This window comes from Komagataeibacter medellinensis NBRC 3288 (genome assembly GCF_000182745.2).
GTDB lineage: Bacteria > Pseudomonadota > Alphaproteobacteria > Acetobacterales > Acetobacteraceae > Komagataeibacter > Komagataeibacter medellinensis.
In genome coordinates this window covers 2891288-2909857 of record NC_016027.1, presented here as the reverse complement: position 1 = coordinate 2909857, position 18570 = coordinate 2891288, and the positions used below count along the sequence as shown (strand labels likewise).

Sequence of the window (18570 nt, the reverse complement as noted above, 5' to 3'; positions counted from 1 at the left end):
GGGCGGGCATGCCATATCATCCCCTTGCCATTCGCGCCGGTTCGTGACGAGATATCGCGCGATGTACGCAAAATCCCTTCCCGCCCTCCGCTGCCTGCGCCATGCGGGCTTTCTCCTTGCCTGCGGCACCGGCCTGCTGGGCATGCTGCCTGCCGCACATGCCGCCAAGCCCGCCCCGCCGCTCAACCCACCCGCAGCACTTGAGGAAATCGCCGCCTCATCCACCAGCGCATGGGACCGGGTAGTCGTGCTGCCCGATGGTCGGCTGCTGGTCGAACTGCCGCGCTGGGCGGGCAATAAAGGGCCAGCTATTGCGGTGCTGGACGCAAATGGCACCCCCCAACCTTACCCTGATGCCACATGGAACGACCCGTCCGCCCCGCCATCCTCGCGCTTCGTGGCACCGGCCGACATGCAGCTCCAGCCCGATGGTACGCTGTGGGTGCTTGATAGCGGCCAGCCCGACCCTGCCGGCAAGCCGGTTGAAGGGGGGCCCAAGATCGTGAAGCTGGATACGCATGGCCAGCGGGTATTGCAGACCTGGCCGCTCAATCCCGACATGCTACGCGTGGGCAGTTACGCCGCCACCATGCGGGTGGCACGTGGCCATGCCTTTGTGGGTGATGCCGGCATTCCGGCCATGATCGTGGTGAAACTGGACACCAACACCCAGCGCCGCCTGATGGAACACACGCCAGCACTGACCGCCCACCAGCCCATTACGGTAGATGGCAAAATTGCCACCAATCCCGCAGGGCACACCGCCATTGTCAACATCAGCCAGATGGACATCAGCGCCGATGGGCAGTGGCTGTATTTCGAGCCGCTCTGTGGCCCGGTCTACAAGCTCGATACCGACCTGCTGGTAGACCCCAAGGTCACCCCCATCGAACTGGAGGAAGGCCCGACCCTGTGGTATAAAACGCCCCCGCTGGGCGGTATTACCGCAGGGCTGGACGGCACGCTGTATTTCAATGATGTCTCTACCGGCAGCATCTTCCGCCTGATGCCTGACCGTGTGTACCAGAAAATCGTGACCGACCCGCGCCTGCACTGGCCCGGCGGTTCGTTCGCCACAAAGGATGGGCAGCTATACGTCCCCGCTGCCCAGCTTGACCGCACGGCCCCGCTCAATGGCGGTATCAACGCCATACAGTGGCCGGTACATATCTACCGCATCAATGTAGGTGTGCTGCCTCCCCCCAAATTCTGACACGCCACGCGCGGAATTGCGCATGCCGGCGCATGCGCCCCCTTCGCGCGCGGGACGGTTGGGATTATGGTGGTGCAATGCGCTATATTTCTACCCGGGGGAATGCCCCCGTCCGCGACTTTTCGTCCGTTCTGCTGGCGGGGCTGGCAGAGGACGGTGGCCTGTACCTGCCCGAAAGCTGGCCCGAACTCACGCTCCCCCAGTGGCGTGACCTGCGCGGCCTGCCCTACCCGGAGCTTGCCGCCCGCATCATCGCGCCCTTTGCCGAAGGGTCGATCACACATGATGTGCTGCTCAAGCTGTGCCGTGAAGCCTACAGCCGATTCGACCACCCCGCGATCGTGCCGCTGACACAGGTGGAAGACGGGCTTTTCGTGCAGGAACTGTTCCACGGCCCCACGCTGGCCTTCAAGGACATGGCCATGCAGTTGCTTGGCCGCCTGTTTGACCATGTGCTGACCGAGCGTGACGAGAAGGTCACGATCGTGGGTGCCACATCGGGTGATACCGGATCGGCCGCGATTGAGGCATGCCGGGGCCGCGCGCGGCTGAACGTGGTGATCCTGCACCCCGAAGGCCGCACGTCAGAAGTGCAGCGCCGACAGATGACCACCGTGCTGGAACCCAACGTAACCAACCTGGCCGTGCAGGGCACATTCGATGACTGCCAGGATCTGGTCAAGGCCATGTTTGCCGACCTGCCCTTCCGCACCGACATGCATCTCTCGGCGGTCAATTCCATCAACTGGGCGCGCATTGCAGCGCAGGTGCCTTACTATGTCTATGCCGCACTTGCACTGGGCGCACCGGATCGCGAAGTCTCGTTTGCCGTGCCCACCGGCAATTTCGGCAACGTGCTGGCCGCATGGGTGGCGCGCCGCATGGGTCTGCCCATCCGCGCGCTGTGCGTCGGCTCCAACCGGAACGACATCCTCTCGCGCTTCCTCAATGAAAACGACATGAGCATCCACGGCGTGGTGCCCAGCCTGTCGCCTTCGATGGATATTCAGGTCTCATCCAACTTCGAGCGCCTGCTGTTCGAACTGCTGGACCGCAATGCGGGCGAATGCGCGCGCATCATGACCGATTTCCGCAAGACCGGCGTGATGAAGGTCTCCACCCCGGTATGGGACCGGGCCAATGCGCTGTTCCACGGCCTGTCGCTGGATGATGGAGCAACAGAGGCGGAAATCCGCATGCTCAACACCCGCAGCCACTACCTGGCTGACCCGCACACGGCCATCGGCATAGCGGCGGGGCGCGCTTTCCGTGAGGCCGGGATTCCCATGGTCGCCATGTCCACGGCCCACCCCGCCAAGTTCCCCGATGCCATGGCACAGGCAACCGGCATCCGCCCTGCCCTGCCTGCCGCCTTGGCTGACCTGTATGACCGTCCCGAGCGTTACAGCGTGGTACCCGCCAATCTGGGCGTGATCGAGGACAGGGTACGCGCTGCCGTCCTGTCCAACACGCCTGCCGACTGAACCAGTCCTTCTACCATCCTTTCAAGCAAACAAGGGGCGGCATGGGTGCATAGAGCACCCGTACCGCCCGCAGGACCAGCATGACCGACCTGATCAATGTGACCCGACTGGACTCCGGCCTGACCATCGTGACCGAACGGATGGACAGGGTGGAGACCGTCTCGCTTGGGGCGTATGTCGCCGCGGGCACCTGCAATGAAACCACGCCCGAAAACGGGGTCTCCCATTTTCTGGAACATATGGCATTCAAAGGCACGGGCACCCGCACCGCCGTCGGCATTGCGGAGGAAATCGAGAATGTGGGCGGCCACATCAACGCCTACACCGCGCGCGAGCACACGGCCTATTATGTCAAGCTGCTCAAGGAAAACCTTGACCTGGGCGCTGACATCATTGGCGATATCCTGACCCACAGCAGCCTGGCCCCCGAGGAGCTTGAGCGCGAACGCGGCGTGATCCTGCAGGAAATCGGGCAGGCCAACGACACGCCGGACGACATCGTGTTCGACCATTTCCAGGAAACCGCCTTCCCCGACCAGGCGATGGGCCGCCCCACGCTGGGCACCGAAGCGGGTATCCAGACCATGTCGCGCGCAACGCTGGTCAACTACATGGGCACCCACTATACGGCCGGCAACACCATCATCGCCGCCGCCGGCAACCTTGAGCATGCCCGCGTGGTGGACCTTGTGCAGCGACACTTTGCCGACCTACCCACCGCAACCGTGCCGCCGCAGCCTGCCGTGAACTACGTGGGTGGTGCGTTCACACGCGAGCGGGATCTGGATCAGGCCCATATCGTGCTCGGCTTTCCCTCCATGCCCTATGGCGATGCGGACTATTACCCGGCCCTGCTGCTGTCCACGCTGCTGGGGGGGGGCATGTCGTCGCGCCTGTTCCAGGAAATCCGTGAAAAGCGCGGGCTGGTCTATTCGGTCTATTCCTTCAACGCCCCCTTCCGTCAGGGCGGGCTGTTCGGCATCTATGCTGGCACGGGCGAGGCACAGGTAGCCGATCTGGTGCCCGTAACGCTGGAAGAACTGCGCAAGGTGCGCCATACGGTCAATGCGGCCGAACTGGGGCGCGCACGGGCACAGCTCAAATCCTCGCTGCTCATGTCGCTGGAAAGCACAGGCAGCCGATGCGAACAGCTTGCCCGCCAGCTCCAGATCTTTGACCGCCTGATCCCCACCGCCGAGACCGTGCGCAGGATCGACGCCGTCACGATTGAAGACGTGCAGCGCGTCGCTACCCGCATCTTCAGCGGCAGGCCGACGCTGGCATCGCTAGGGCCGATCAGCCATGTTCCCTCGCTCGACAGCATTGCCGGGGCGCTGGCGGCATGAGTTCCGAACCGCTCGACCTGATTGCGACCCTGATTTCCCGCGCCCGCGCCGCCGGTGCCGATGCGGCGGACGCCATATATGTCAATCGCACGGCCCATGGCGCGCAGGTGCGCAATGGCCGCACCGAGGACCTTGAACGCTCGGAGACCTGCGACCTTGGCTTGCGGGTATTCGTGGGGCAGCGCGCGGCCATCGTCTCGGCTACAGCCCTTGACCCTACGCGCTTCGACACGCTGGCTGAACGCGCCGTAGCCATGGCACGCGTAGTGCCCGAGGACCGTTTTGCCGGTCTGTGCGATGCTGCGGAAAAAGGCTTTGTGGACGCAACGGGCCTGGATCTGTTTGACCCTGCAACCCCCAGTACCGCCGATCTGGTGGCGCGTGCCCGTACGGCGGAAGATGCGGCGCTGTCGGTCGCTGGCATTTCCAACAGCAACGGGGCTTCGGCCAGTTTTGGCCTGTCTGACATCATCCTCATGACATCGGCGGGCTTTTCGGGCCGCTATGCGCGCACCAGCCATTCCGTCTCGGCCAGCGCGGTAGCGGGCAGTGGTACGAAGATGGAGCGGGACTACGATTACCATTCCGCCGTCCACCTGTCTGACCTGGAAGATGCGGCAAGGATCGGCCTGCGCGCGGGTGAGCGCACGATCGCCCGCCTCAACCCCGTGCGCCCACGCACCGGCAGGCTGCCCATTGTGCTGGACCCGCGTATCTCAACCAGCATGCTCAGCCATCTTTCAGGGGCAATCAACGGCATTGCCATTGCGCGCGGCACCTCCTTCCTCAAGGAGAAGATGGGGGCACGCATCATGCCGGCCGGTATCACCATCATCGACGACCCGCGCCGCGTGCGTGGCCCCGGTGCCCGCCCGTTTGATGGCGAAGGCATGCTGACCCATACCCGCACGCTGGTGGAAGATGGCGTGCTGAAGACATGGGCGCTGGACTCCCGCTCCGCCCGCCAACTTGGGCTTGAACCTACGGGTTGCGCCAGTAGGGGCACATCCGGGCCGCCCGCGCCGTCGCTTGGCAACATGCACATGCAGCCCGGCCACCTGACCCCTGCGGAACTGATGGCCGATATTGACGAGGGCATCTACGTGACCGAACTGATGGGGTCCGCCATCAACGGCATTACCGGTGACTACAGCCGGGGAGCGTCAGGTTTCATGATCCGCGGTGGCGTGCTGGCCGAACCCGTGGCGGAACTGACCGTGGCGGGTAACCTCAATGACATGTTCGCCCGCCTGGTTCCGGCCAGTGACCTGACCTTCCGCATGGCCACCAATGCCCCCACCATCCGTATTGATGACATGGTGATCGCGGGCGCCTGATCGTTACCCTTTCCGTGATTTCATGTTTCTACAGGCCCGTTGCCCCTGTTTTCGGGGTGCGGGCCTGCTTATATGCATGACAGGCGGCCAGATGATGCTGGCCGCATGGATAAAGATGGTTCCGACACAGGATTGCAGATAGCCTGACCCAGATGAAAAAAGATCCTTCGCGCCTGATGCCGCGTAAAAGCATCGTCCTCGCCGCCAGCGCGGCCCTGACCATGCTGCCACTGCTGGCCCATCCGCATGATGCCGATGCCCGTGCAGGCGGTGGCATGTCCATGGGCAGCCGTGGCTCGCGCACCTACAGTGCGCCTGCGCCATCTGCGACCGCGCCGATGGGGGCCATGCCCTTCCAGCGTACCATGACACCCCGCCAGCCCGACGCGGGCTATGGCGCGCGTGCGCCCTTTGGTGCTGGTGCAGGCAGCATGGCAATGGCCCGGCCCCGCCACCCGTTCATGAGCGGGTTCATGGGTGGGCTGATCGGTGCCGGGTTGTTCGGCATGGTGTTCGGCCATGGCATGTTCGGTTCGGGCATGGGAGGCAGCGGCTTTCTGGGACTGCTGATCCAGTTGGCGCTGGTCTTCTTTCTCGTGCGCTGGGCAATCCGCCGCTTCAGCGGTAGCGGCACGGGCGGCGGCACGCTCAACCCGTTTGCATCCGGTGGCGCAGGCCCGACGGGTGGCCCGGTCCCGCAGGGGAGCACGCAGCCGGTGGGTGTAGCCATTACGGCGGCCGACTATCAGGCCTTCCAGCAAGCGCTGATCAATATCCAGACCGCATGGAGCCAGCAGAACGTGGCCGCCATGCAGCATATGGCCACGCCGGAGATGGTCTCCTACTTCAACAACCAGTTGAGCGATCTTGCCAGCCGTGGTGCACGCAATGTGGTATCCGACGTGCGCTTCGAGCGTGGTGACCTGGTGGAAAGCTGGCGTGAAAACGGCATGGATTACGCAACGGTAGCCATGCAGTATTCCCTGATCGACATCACCACGGACATGACGGGCCGCGTGATTGATGGTGATCCGTCCAACCGCACCACCGTAAGCGAACTGTGGACCTTCGTGCGCTCAGCCGGGACGGGCACGTGGCTGCTCTCCGCCATCCAGCAGACGCGCCGCTGACCGGCACGATAACCTGAAACTAGACGACAAAAGGCCCGCATCACATGATGCGGGCCTTTTTTCATGCACAATCATAAAAGTTTTTGGTGATGTGTTTTCCCAAAAAACTGCATGAAGTGTCACATTTTAAAAGAAGGCGACACTCAAAAAATTTTTGTTTTTTGTCAATTTATACTTCAGGAACAGTTTTTTCAGATATGCGCCAGACTAAGCGCATACAGGATAACCGCCAGCGCCGAGAGCGTGATCGCTACCCCCCGGATACGCCCCCTGTGCCGACGCGCTGCCTCCTGCGCTTCCATCTCTGGTGTTACTTCAACCGCTGTTGCCTGGTCCATCAGCCCGATCTCCCTATTGAGTCAGAAAATACCCGTCCGTCAGTGGGCAATGAAGGCGTGATCGGCCAGCAGACCGCAGAATAGGAGAAACAGGTAGGCCAGTGAGTAGCGGAAGGACCGCCGCGCCGCGCCATCCCCCGTCAGGCTGACACCATTGGCGTCCTGCCTGTCACGCAGCACCTTGATGGCACAGTAGATGAACCCTGCCCCCAGCACACCGGCAACACCCGTGTAGAGCCAGCCCGCCAGATGCAGGAAGGACGGCACCAGCGATACGACAGTCAGGATGATGGTGTACCACAGGATCTGCCAGCGTGTATGCCGTGCGCCCCGGACAACCGGCAGCATGGGAATGCCCGCCCGTCCGTAATCCTTGCACGCATAGAGCGACAGCGACCAGAAATGCGGCGGTGTCCATAAAAAGATGATGCCAAACATCACAACCGGCATCACGGCCATGGACCCCGTGGCCGCTGCCCAGCCGATCATGGGCGGAAAGGCACCCGCTGCCCCACCAATCACGATGTTCTGCGGCGTGGAGCGCTTGAGCCACATCGTGTAGATTACGGCGTAAAAGAAAATGGAAAATGCGAGTATGCCCGCCGCCAGCGCATTGGTGGCCAGCCACATCAGGATGACGGAGGCAACCGACAGACCAATCCCGTAACCCAGCGCTGCTGCCGGCCTGATCCGCCCATCGGGGATAGGACGGGTTACGGTACGCTTCATGACCGCATCAATATCACGATCATACCACATGTTGATGGCGCCCGCTGCACCTGATGCCATGCATATGCACAGGATACTGACAACCGCCACCAGCGGGTTGATCGGCCCCGGTGCCATGTACAGCCCCGCAGCGCCCGTGAACACAACCAGCGAAATGACGCGCGGCTTGAGTAGTGCCAGCCAGTCGCGTGCATCGGTACCGACGCGGCTGGCATCAAAAGTCAGGACCGTGCCCTGTGCAGCATCCGGCAGTGTTGCGGAACCGCTCATGCTCATGCATCCCCATGAGTGGATACGGGGGTCTGCCATTCCGGCGTACGGGCACCGGGCCCCCAGTAATTGGTCGGCAGCGTTTCAGCCGGGCGTAGCCCCGCCTGCACGACGATACCCGCAAAGACGAGGATCGACAGCCCCATCAGAACCGCCCCCAGCATGCCCGCCATGCCATGGAACGCCAGCAGTGACAGCACGGTGCCACCAACCGTCAGGCCAAAATGCAAACGGCTGGCACCAGCCGGGGCGACATGGCCCACCATCTTGCCAATCCAGTAATAGAAACCGGTGAACAGCGCGAAAACCGCCGCATAAAGCGTGGCGGCATGCACGTCAGCCATCCCGCCGGCCCGCAGCGACATAACCGAACCCGCCAGCACAAGGGCCACAAAACCCGCCGCCCATTCCATCGGGACCGAAGCGCGAACCCGCCCCACACGCACCGTCTGCCCCCACGCGGCCAGCACGGCCAGCACCGGTAGCACGATCAGTGCGAGTTGCAGCACGGCGGCAGGAGCCACCATGTGTTCCAGCCCGCCGTGCAGCAGGTCATGCACCCAGACCGATGCCCCACCAATCGACATGACAGTCAGCGCCCCCAGCACCACGCGCGGCATCTGCAGGGGTGCGTTGGAGAATGTCTCGATAACCTGCGATACGATCCCGATCGAGGGCAGCAGCAGCAGCGCGATCTCGGGGCCGGCAAAGACATGCAACAGCGCATCAATCCGTGGTGCCATATCGGCCCCCGACAGCACGATCCGCGTAAGCCCCCCCGCCAGAACCGGCATGACCATAACAGCCATCATGGCCGTAAGCCCCTGCGCCCAGACAAACATCGGCAGGTCACGCAGGCGCTGTTCCACCGGGCCCATGTTAAGGATGGTAGCCACCATGTTAATGGCCTGCAGCAGCATGCCAAGACACCAGGCAAGCAGGGCAAAAACCGAGACCTGCGGTGCCACGGCGGGCGACAGCCCGGCCAGAACCCCCACAAACCCCATGGCCACCAGCGCCCACCCCGCCAGCGCCATGCGCGGGAAGGCCAGGGCGCGGGCGCGCAGCAGTAACGGCACAAACCAGTTGCCAAACCCGCCACACAGGGCAGGCAGGGCGCAGAAAAATACCATCATCATGCCATGGCGCCGGGCGATACGCTCCGCCGCGCCAGCCGCATCGCCACCTGCCCAGGCCTCCAGCAGTCCATGTGGCAGCAGGCCAGCCTGCAGGCCCACGGCCAGCAGGCCCCCGGTCATGCCCGACACGATCGCCAAGACAAGATACAGCATGCCTACCGTCCTGTAGTTACAGGACGGGGCTGTTCCCCGCACGGCCTCTGCCCCGAACTGTGTGCCTGTGGGCATTCGGTGTACTCCCTGCTGCCATGCACCGGTTCCCGGCATGGCCAATCGTTACCATGTTTTCATCTATATACAGCGACCGGTACGCAAAAACGACCCTGCAGGCCGTCCCAGCAGTCGCGCAAATGTCATTTCAGCCCTGCCGCAGGGACAGGGCTGGCGGGATGGTCAGTCCTGAAATCAGGCCACCATGGGATTGGCGGTGATGTCGGCTTCACGCTCAAGCGTCACGAGCGTGAACAGCCCGGCTGGCGGCACGGACTGTAACGTCGCGCGCCGCAGGTCGGCCGGCGGCAGAAGAGATTCGATGGCAAAATCCGGGTGCCATCCCAGCGAATGCGAGGCGCGCGCCATGCCACGCTCAACCGCCAGCCGCACGCCGCCCTGCGCGAGGAAATGGTTGACGAACAGGATATGGCCGCCCGGCCTGACCACGCGCTTGAGTTCGGCCAACAGGGCGCGCGGATGCGGCACGACAGAAGCTACGAACATGGCCACTGCTATGTCGAAGGCACCGTCCTCGAACTGGGTGGCCTCGGCGTCCATTTCCAGCAGGTTGTCCACATTGGACAGTTTAAGACGACGCACACGCTGGCGTGCGCGCTCCAGCATGTCACCAGACAGGTCGATACCAGTAATATGCTTGTCGGCGCGGTAATAGGGCAGCGCAAGGCCGGTGCCCACACCCACTTCCAGCACGCGCGTGCCGGGCAGCGCATTGACCGCCTCCACCGCGCGCTTACGCCCGAAGGCGGAAACACTGCCGAACAGCGCATCATACACACCGGCCCAGCGCCGGTAGGCGGCCTTGACCGCCGCCGCGTCCATCGCGGATTTGGGAGAAGGAATTTCCACTACTTTCTCGGCGGTCTCGTCATGCAGGACGTCACTCATCAGGCTGCTCCCATGCCCTGGCCATGGAAGATGGCACACCCGGCCCGCTCCTGTGCTGCACCCGCCATGATCAAATCCGTCCCGTTCTGCTGCATTGCAATTCCACCTGACATGCCTGCGCGCCAACCGGCCCACATAACCGCCTGTAATCCATATCCGATGCCATGCCCCATGGCGCGGCAGCCACGACCACCGTGCCTGCCATGAACATCGTTCCTCACATCCTTAAGTGCCCGGAGTCGCGGCTGACAGGCGGGCCTCGATCGCGTCCCATATCAGGCCGGCCGTATTGATGCCGTTAAAACGATCAATTTCCTGCAGACCGGTCGGCGAGGTGACATTGATCTCGGTCAACCATTCACCGATCACATCGATTCCAACAAAAATAAGCCCCTCGTCGCGCAGCATAGGGCCGATGGTGTCACAGATCTCGCGGTCGCGCGCGGTCAGTTCCGCACGCACGGGCCGACCGCCCACATGCATGTTCGACCGTGTCTCACCATCTGCCGGGATGCGGTCAATCGCACCCACCGGCACGCCATCCACCAAGATGATGCGCTTGTCCCCCCTGCGCACGGCAGGTTCGTAGCGCTGGATCATCAACGGCTCGCGCGAGCGAGCGAAGTGCATTTCCAGCAGGGCGTTGAGGTTGGGGTCATCCTCACGGATGCGGAACACGCCAGCCCCCCCGTTGCCGAACAGGGGCTTGACGATGATGTCACGCCACTTTGCACGGAATTCCTGTATTGCCTTCACATCCCACGTCACCAGTGTTGGCGGCATGAGGTCGGGGTAATGCGTGACCAGTATCTTTTCAGGTGCATTGCGCACGGCGGCGGGGTTGTTGACCACCAGCGCCCGACCGGGCCCCGTGCCGTGGATATGTTCAAGAATATGGGTAGCCGTGATGTAGGCCATGTCGAATGGCGGGTCCTGACGCATCAGCACCACGTCCATGCTGGCAAGGTCGATCACCTGCTCGGGGCCGAAGGCCGCGTGGTCACCTGTCCTGCGCTGCACCGTAACCGGGCGGGCACAGGCGGTCACACGGTCCATGCGGCCAGTGCCGTGCGGGGTGGCGCGTCCCTCGCTCAGGCTCAGCGCCTCGACCTGATAGACAAACAGTTCATACCCCCGGGCCTGCGCCTCCAGCATCATGGCAAAGGTTGAATCGCCATTGATGTCGATACCACCAAGCGGGTCCATCTGGACGGCAACCTTGAGCGGGCGTGACATGTAACTGTTTTCTCCACACGGGACAGAACCGGTTCAACAGACAGTCATGGACTGAAACTGTCTGCGACAAATGTCATAATATGCCTTGGGCCGCACTGCCAGCCCCCTTGTTACGGCGCAGCAGGATAGGAAATGGCCAGAACCTCTATCATCTCCTCGCCACGTGGGGTGGCCAGGCGGACCTCATCGCCTATGCCTGCGCGCATGAGCGCACGCGCCACGGGCGAGACAAGGCTCACCTGCCCCGCCGCCATGTCAGCCTCATCCACGCCGAGTATGGTAACCGTCCGTTCCTCATCGTGTTCCGTGGCGTAGGTCACGGTTGCGCCAAAAAACACCCGGTTGCGCTGGGGCTGGGCCGCTGGATCAACAATGATGGCGTTGTCGATGCGCTTGGTCAGGAAACGAATGCGGCGGTCAATCTCACGCAGGCGCCGCTTGCCGTACTGGTAATCCCCGTTTTCGGAACGGTCGCCATTCCCTGCCGCCCAGGAAACGATCTCGACAATCTTGGGCCGCTCGTCGCGCAGCAGCGTCGTGAGTTCGCCCCGCATGGCCGCAATGCCTGCTGGCGTGATGTAACAGGACAGCCCGCCCGGAGCCGGACCGCCAGCTTTGGGACCGGACGCCGCAGGATTCTTCAGCATCGTGACAGTGTCATGCGGATATGGCCTTCCATCTTCTCGCCCGGGGCCAGCACGCGCACCCCGTTATCGGCTATGTCGGGGTGGTTGAAGCCGTCATTCATGTTGCTGACCGGTTCCAGTCCGATATAGGGGTGCTGTGGTGGCGTAAACAGCACGAGATGACGCAGCGCCGCACCGGCTTCCACCGTCAGGGCATATTCCCTGCGCGGCCAGCGCAGGAAGGCGCTGCCGGACCATCCGGCGTAACAGTTGTCAATGGCGCTCTCACCCGCGTCACGCATATGGGCAAATGACCATGCCCCTTCCGCCGGGACCCGCAGGGCGGGCGCATGATCCGGCCCGTTGGTCCATACACTGCTGGCCGCAAAACCGAGCTTCAGCCCGTCATGGCGGGGAAAGTAGGGGTGGAACCCCATGCCTACGGGCTGGCTACGGGTATCGGTATTTTCCAGCAGCAGGCCAATGGAAAGCCCGGCCTCACGCAGGTCGTAGCGCAACTGGGCGCGGTAACTGAACGGCCACTGCAGGGCAAGGTCGCGCGTGGCCACATGTTCCAGTACCAGCGTAGCACTGCTGTCGGACAGCATGTCGATTCGCCACCGGCGCTGCCACCCGTTGCCATGGATGGCGCAGTCTTCCCCCGCAAAGCTGGGGGCCAGATGGTAATCCACCCCTTCAAAGCGGAAACGGTCCCCCGCCACCCGGTTGGAAAACGGGATGAGTGGATAGCCCGCCACCGCCCTGCCATGCTGTGCAACAAGGTGAGGATCGGTTACGGGGTGGAGGAATTCCATCTCACTGTTGTGCCAGAATGCGATGCTGCCCCCCACATCGGGCAGCAGGCCAAGTATGGCATTGCCCGCCCGCAGTTCCAGCGTGGGCGAGAGGCTTCGTTCCCGCTGCCCCGCGCAGGGCGCGGGTGTTGCCCTTCCCTCATCCACGTCGTCTGCCCCTGCCTTTTGCCTGTTGCGGATCAGGCCGCCCGGCAGCAGGCTCTAGCGGAACCGGGCCACGGTTACGCCGGGCCACGGCCTTGGGGCTGGTACCGGGCATGCCAGCGCTCGATTGGGGTAAGGGGGGTGGTTCCATGCCCAGCTCCAGCGCTTCCAGCCTGCGGATCTCGTCGCGCAGGCGGGCTGCGGTCTCGAATTCCAGTTCCGCCGATGCCGCGCGCATCTTCTTATCCAGTTCGGCAATGGCGGCCTTGTAGTCCTTGCCCACCATTTCGCGCACGCTGCCATCGGCCGTGGGGGTCACGGTCACGTAATCCTGCTCGAAGACCGAGGACAGGGCATCGCCAATATGCTTGCGCACGGACTGGGGTGTTACGCCGTGTTCCTCGTTCCACAGGTTCTGCTTTTCGCGCCGACGCGCGGTTTCCTCTATGGCGTAGGCAAGGCTGTCGGTCATCTTGTCGGCATAGAGCAGCACACGCCCGTCCACGTTACGCGCCGCGCGGCCAATGGTCTGGATAAGCGAGGTGCGCGAGCGCAGGAAGCCTTCCTTGTCGGCATCGAGGATGGCAACCAGCGAGCATTCGGGAATATCCAGCCCCTCACGCAGAAGGTTGATGCCGATCAGCACGTCAAACGCGCCAAGCCGCAGGTCGCGGATGATCTCGATACGCTCCAGCGTGTCCACATCCGAATGCAGGTAGCGCACGCGGATGCCTGCCTCGTTCATGTATTCCGTCAGGTCCTCGGCCATGCGCTTGGTCAGGGTGGTGACCAGAACGCGGCCGCCATCGGCGATGGTAAGGCGGCATTCCGCCAGCAGGTCATCCACCTGATGCTCAACGGGGCGGACAATAGTGACGGGATCGATCAGGCCAGTGGGGCGGATCACCTGTTCGGCAAACACGCCCGCCGTCCGGCGCATTTCCCACGGGCCGGGAGTGGCGCTGACGAACACGGTCTGGGGGCGATACGCATCCCATTCGGCAAAGGTGAGCGGCCGGTTATCAAGGCACGACGGCAGGCGGAAACCGAATTCCGCCAGCACGGATTTACGCGCATGGTCCCCACGTTCCATGCCGCCAATCTGCGGCACGGTCACGTGGCTTTCATCCACGATCAGCAGTGCGTCCTCGGGCAGGTATTCAAACAGGGTCGGTGGCGGTTCGCCCGGCGCGCGGCCCGACAGGTAGCGTGAATAGTTCTCGATTCCCTTGCACACGCCCGTGGTCTCGATCATCTCGAGGTCAAATGTGGTACGCTGTTGCAGGCGCTCGGCTTCCAGCAGCTTGCCTTCCGCATTGAAGCGGGCCAGCGTCTCGCGCAGTTCCTGTTTCATGCCCGTCATGGCCTGCGTCAGCGTAGGCCTGGGGGTTACGTAATGGCTGTTGGCGTAAATGCTGACAGATTCGAGGTCGCCGGTCTTTTCGCCCGTCAGCGGGTCGAATTCGCTAATCTCGTCAATCTCGTCGCCAAACAGGCTGATGCGCCAGGCCCGGTCCTCGTTCTGCACGGGAAAGACATCAATCGTCTCGCCCCGCACGCGGAAGGTACCACGCTGGAAAGCGGTATCATTGCGGCGGTACTGCAATTCGACCAGTCCCTTGATCAGCTTGTCGCGGTCGATTTCGCCACCGACCTCCAGCTTGACCACCATGCGCGAATAGGTCTCGACCGAGCCGATACCGTAGATGCACGAGACCGAGGCCACGATAATCACATCGTTACGTTCCAGCAGCGCCTGTGTCGCGGCATGGCGCATGCGGTCAATCTGTTCGTTAATCTGGCTATCTTTTTCGATATACGTATCCGACCGGGGCACATAGGCCTCGGGCTGGTAATAATCGTAGTAGCTGACAAAATACTCAACCGCATTATCGGGAAAAAACTGCTTCATTTCCGCGTAAAGCTGGGCTGCGAGTGTTTTGTTAGGGGCCAGGACCAGGGTTGGCTTCTGCGTTGCCTCGATGATCTTGGCCATGGTGAAGGTCTTGCCCGACCCGGTTACGCCCAGAAGCACCTGGTCGCGCTCCCCCCCTTCCACGCCGCTGACCAGTTCAGCAATGGCCGTGGGCTGATCACCCGCAGGGGCATACGGGGAATGGACCTTGAATTTATTGACTTTGGGCTTGGCCGCCTGCCGCTCCGGCTGGAACAGGACAGGCATATCCGCCGGGTCGATGTCGGTGGTCTTCTTTTTCCTGTTACGTGATGCTGTTGCCATAACTAGACACAGTGGGGATGCGGTCGCCGCTGCGCAAGAGCTGCATAGCGTGATCGCATCCCCATCCGCACTTACACCCGTGCGCCCAGTGGCTGCGGCACGCGGGCTTCACGCAGGGCATCGACCTGCCGGTGAGCCAGTGCTGCTTCGTTGAAGTCCGCTGCCACTTCCTGAAACAACTGGTGCCAGTTCACCTTGGCCTTCAACCGCAGGAACACGCTGCCAAGCCCCACGGCGGAGCGGTCCACCAGCACGAATTCACGCGGTGGCTGCACGCCACCGGTGCGCTTGAGGCCGTTATAGACCCGTTCCGCCACGGCGCGACCATATTGCGGGTCATTGTCTTCCTGAATGAAGCGCTCACGGTCATCCAGCAGTGGACCATAGATGAAGCGCGCCCATTCATTGAGCACGCGCACCGTATCGCGTGACAGGTTGACAAAGCCCCATGCCGCGTAGGCATGCATCGCCAGATCTTCATCATCCGTCTCAATCGCTTTGTGCAGGTCGATGATGCCCTGCACGAAACGTGAGGGGAAAATCCGGATGGCGCCGAAATCCAGCAGGTTGATGCCGTAATCATCGCGCACGGTGAAGTTACCCATATGCGGGTCGCCATGAATGACACCATAGCGGTACAGTGGCGCATACCACGCGCGGAACAGGGCACGCGCCATGCGGTTGCGCTCTTCCTGCGTGGGGTTGGTATCCAGTACTTTCTGGATGCCGCGCCCATTGACCCATTCCATGGTCAGCAGGCGCTGGGTGCACAGGCTATCAATCGGCTGGGGAACGGTTACATCCGGGAATTCAGCCAGCATCAGGTGGTAGAGCCGCATATTCGCGGCCTCGCGCTGGTAATCCAGCTCCTCGTACAGCCGGTCCTGCAATTCATCCAGCACGTCATCCTGGCAGATCGTGCTGTCGAGTTTATAGAACAGGCCCACCGCCATGCGGAACTGGCGCAGGTCAGATTCGACCGTGGATTTCATGTCCGGGTACTGCAGCTTGCACGCAACCTCCCGCCCATCGGGCAGCACCGCGCGATGCACCTGTCCCAGACTGGCCGCAGCCGAGGCTTCGCGGTTGAAGGAGCGAAAATTACGCTCCCAGTTCGGCCCCAGTTCGGCAGACATGCGGCGGCGGACAAAGTTCCACCCCATGGGCGGCGCATTGGCCTGAAGCTGCGCCAGTTCCTTGGCATATTCCTCAGGGATCGCGCCGGGAATGGTGGAGAGAAGCTGCGCGCCCTTCATGAGCGGGCCCTTCAGCCCGCCCAGCACGCTTTTCAGATCCTCGGCATGAATGGACTGGTTGGAGCGGAAGCCCATTTTATGCCCGGCAATGCGCGCGGCAATGCCGCCGACCGTGCCGGACGTGCGCACCATGCGGCGGAATTCACCAAACAGGCCGGTATTGTCGATATTCCGTTCATCCGCCACGTCAGACACGCTCCAGTTCATCAATAAATCCGGCGATCACATCCAGTCCCTTCTGCCAGAAACCGGGATCTGCCGCATCCAGCCCGAAGGGGGCCAGCAGTTCACGATGCCGCTTTGTCCCGCCAGCCTCAAGCATATCGAGGTACTTGTCCTGAAACCCCGGATGCCCGGAGCGGAACACCCCATATAGCGCGTTTACCAGGCAATCGCCAAAAGCATAGGCATACACATAGAACGGTGAATGGATGAAATGGGGGACATAGGTCCAGTACACATCATAATCTGGCGTGAAGTTGAAGGCCGGGCCAAGACTTTCAGCCTGTGTCTGGCGCCAGATTTCACCAATGCGCGCAGGCAGCAATTCACCCTTGCGGCGTTCTTCATGCACCAGTGTCTCGAAACGGTAGAAGGCGACCTGTCGCACCACGGTGTTGAGCATGTCCTCCACCTTGGCCGCCAGCATCAGCCTGCGACGAACAGGATCGGTCTGAGCATCGAGCAATGCACGGAAGGTCAGCATCTCGCCAAACACGCTGGCGGTTTCCGCCAGTGTCAGCGGCGTGCTGGACATGAGGTAGCCCTGCCTGCCCGCCAGAACCTGATGCACGCCATGGCCCAGTTCATGCGCCAGTGTCATCACATCGCGCGTGCGGCCACGGTAATTCAGCAGCAGGTAGGGGTGCGCCGACGGCACGGTCGGGTGCGCAAACGCGCCTGACGCCTTGCCCGGCACGGGGGGCGCATCAATCCATGCATGGTCAAAGAACTGCTTCGCAACCTTGCCCATGCGCGGATCAAAACCTTCATACGCGGCCATGACCTGTCTTGTTGCATCCGCCCACGGGATCAGCGGTTCATCCTGCGTGGTCAGCGGTGCATTGCGGTCCCAGTATTCCAGCTTTTCCAGCCCCAGCCACTTTGTCTTCAACGCATAATAACGGTGTGACAGGCGGGGATAGGCTTCGGTCACGGCCTGCACCAGCGCATCGACCACTTCATCCTCGACCATGTTGGCGCAGTTGCGCGCCGAGGTCGGGCGCGGGTAATGGCGCAGCCCGTCCATGATCGCCTTGTCCTTGGCCAACGTGTTGGTAATCAGCGAGAACAGCTTCACGTTGCGGCCCAGCTCATCCCCGATGGCGCGCGCGGCACCGGCGCGCACGCTGCGGTCGGGGCTGGACATGGTATCAAGCGCATTGCCCAGCGTGGTATTTTCTCCCCCCACACGCACACGCAGGCCGGCCATCGTCTCGTCAAACAGGCGGTTCCACGCGGCGGAACCAGTGACCGATTTTTCGTGCAGCACCGCCTCAACCTCATCAGAAAGCTGGTAGGGGCGGAAAACACGCAGATCGCGTAGGAAGGGGGCCCAGTGCGCCAGTGCCGGGTCACTCATCTGGGCTGCCAGCCCTTCATCAGGGATGCGGTTGATCTCGAGCGTGAAGAACAGCAGGTGGGTGGAGATGGCGGTCAGCCGCTCATTGATCGACTGGGCAAAGCGCGCAACATCCGAATCCGACGTATTGGCCGCAAACAGGAGCTGGGCATATGACCCCGCCCGGCCAAGCACCTCATCAATACGCTGGTATTCGGCAATGGCCTGCGCCAGTTCGGCACCGGACACGCCAGCCAGACGGCCTTGCCACACGCGGGCAAACGCCTGCGAATCCTCATCCGCCTGGTCAAGGTCGATAGTAAGCTGCGGGTCCTGCGGGTTTGCATACAGGTCCGACAGATCCCATCGCGGCGGCCCCGATAGAGCGGGTGCGCCGCCAGAAGGCTGGCCGGATTCCTCCAGCAGGGGGGAAAGGCCGGGCGCGCCGGACACGGGAGCGGAAAAATACGCTTTGGACATAGATCGACCACCAACCATCACATCAGGCAGACCCGGCACCCATGCGCCAGTCCTGCGATTCCCATGTGGTCAAACCTAATGCGTCCGACAAGCCTATGCGACCCCGCT

16 protein-coding genes are annotated in these 18570 nt (G+C 62.5%); 5 read left to right on the top strand and 11 right to left on the bottom strand.

The genetic code is table 11. The annotated features are described in order from the left end of the window. Window positions 1-61 precede the first annotated feature (61 nt). From GLX_RS13570 to GLX_RS13550, 5 genes are all read left to right on the top strand, one after another. Window positions 62-1213 (top strand): L-dopachrome tautomerase-related protein, encoded by a 1152-nt coding sequence (locus tag GLX_RS13570; RefSeq protein WP_041247445.1) that lies wholly within the window; start codon window positions 62-64, stop codon window positions 1211-1213. A 77-nt stretch (window positions 1214-1290) separates the two neighbouring features. Then, window positions 1291-2697 carry a threonine synthase gene (gene thrC / locus GLX_RS13565; protein ID WP_014106532.1) on the top strand — a complete coding sequence of 469 codons (1407 nt, stop codon included), beginning with the start codon at window positions 1291-1293 and terminating at the stop codon, window positions 2695-2697. Window positions 2698-2777: 80 nt separating this feature from the next. Continuing rightward, window positions 2778-4043 carry a M16 family metallopeptidase gene (locus GLX_RS13560; protein WP_014106531.1) on the top strand — a complete coding sequence of 422 codons (1266 nt, stop codon included), beginning with the start codon at window positions 2778-2780 and terminating at the stop codon, window positions 4041-4043. After that, window positions 4040-5380, top strand: a complete 1341-nt coding sequence (locus GLX_RS13555) for a TldD/PmbA family protein (protein WP_014106530.1) — start codon at window positions 4040-4042, stop codon at window positions 5378-5380. Before GLX_RS13560 ends, GLX_RS13555 begins: the two co-directional genes overlap by 4 nt. Window positions 5381-5532: 152 nt before the next feature. Next, window positions 5533-6510, top strand: coding sequence for a Tim44 domain-containing protein (locus tag GLX_RS13550; protein ID WP_014106529.1), 978 nt, complete (start codon window positions 5533-5535; stop codon window positions 6508-6510). Window positions 6511-6701: 191 nt separating this feature from the next. On the opposite strand, the gene GLX_RS18505 is transcribed toward GLX_RS13550, so the two are convergent. The 11 genes from GLX_RS18505 to GLX_RS13505 all read right to left on the bottom strand — a co-directional run bounded on the left by GLX_RS18505 (window position 6702) and on the right by GLX_RS13505 (window position 18462). Further along, entirely contained in the window at window positions 6702-6848 is a 147-nt protein-coding gene (locus GLX_RS18505; protein WP_014106528.1) for a hypothetical protein, read from the bottom strand. Between the two features lie 39 nt (window positions 6849-6887). Then, complete coding sequence (locus GLX_RS13545) at window positions 6888-7847, bottom strand: heme o synthase (RefSeq protein ID WP_014106527.1); 960 nt, start codon at window positions 7845-7847, stop codon at window positions 6888-6890. A gap of 2 nt (window positions 7848-7849) precedes the next feature. Continuing rightward, window positions 7850-9139: a cbb3-type cytochrome c oxidase subunit I gene (locus tag GLX_RS13540; RefSeq protein WP_041247444.1), complete on the bottom strand. Its 1290-nt coding sequence runs from the start codon at window positions 9137-9139 to the stop codon at window positions 7850-7852. Window positions 9140-9391: 252 nt separating this feature from the next. Further along, window positions 9392-10105, bottom strand: a complete 714-nt coding sequence (locus GLX_RS13535; protein WP_041247443.1) for a class I SAM-dependent methyltransferase — start codon at window positions 10103-10105, stop codon at window positions 9392-9394. A 70-nt stretch (window positions 10106-10175) separates the two neighbouring features. Further along, complete coding sequence (locus tag GLX_RS19245; protein WP_267128674.1) at window positions 10176-10310, bottom strand: hypothetical protein; 135 nt, start codon at window positions 10308-10310, stop codon at window positions 10176-10178. A gap of 20 nt (window positions 10311-10330) precedes the next feature. Next, complete coding sequence (gene gshB / locus GLX_RS13530) at window positions 10331-11341, bottom strand: glutathione synthase (protein WP_014106524.1); 1011 nt, start codon at window positions 11339-11341, stop codon at window positions 10331-10333. Between the two features lie 110 nt (window positions 11342-11451). Beyond that, window positions 11452-11988, bottom strand: a complete 537-nt coding sequence (gene greB, locus GLX_RS13525; RefSeq protein ID WP_014106523.1) for a transcription elongation factor GreB — start codon at window positions 11986-11988, stop codon at window positions 11452-11454. Then, window positions 11982-12929: an aldose 1-epimerase gene (locus GLX_RS13520; protein WP_014106522.1), complete on the bottom strand. Its 948-nt coding sequence runs from the start codon at window positions 12927-12929 to the stop codon at window positions 11982-11984. Before GLX_RS13520 ends, greB begins: the two co-directional genes overlap by 7 nt. Next, a complete protein-coding gene (gene uvrB / locus GLX_RS13515; RefSeq protein WP_014106521.1) occupies window positions 12922-15165 on the bottom strand; it encodes an excinuclease ABC subunit UvrB in 2244 nt (747 codons plus the stop codon). The genes GLX_RS13520 and uvrB overlap by 8 nt, the downstream gene beginning before the upstream one ends. 71 nt (window positions 15166-15236) lie before the next feature. After that, window positions 15237-16628, bottom strand: a complete 1392-nt coding sequence (locus tag GLX_RS13510) for an ABC1 kinase family protein (RefSeq protein ID WP_014106520.1) — start codon at window positions 16626-16628, stop codon at window positions 15237-15239. Then, on the bottom strand, window positions 16609-18462 hold the full coding sequence (locus tag GLX_RS13505; RefSeq protein ID WP_041247442.1) for a M3 family oligoendopeptidase: 1854 nt from the start codon (window positions 18460-18462) through the stop codon (window positions 16609-16611). The genes GLX_RS13510 and GLX_RS13505 overlap by 20 nt, the downstream gene beginning before the upstream one ends. Window positions 18463-18570 lie beyond the last annotated feature (108 nt).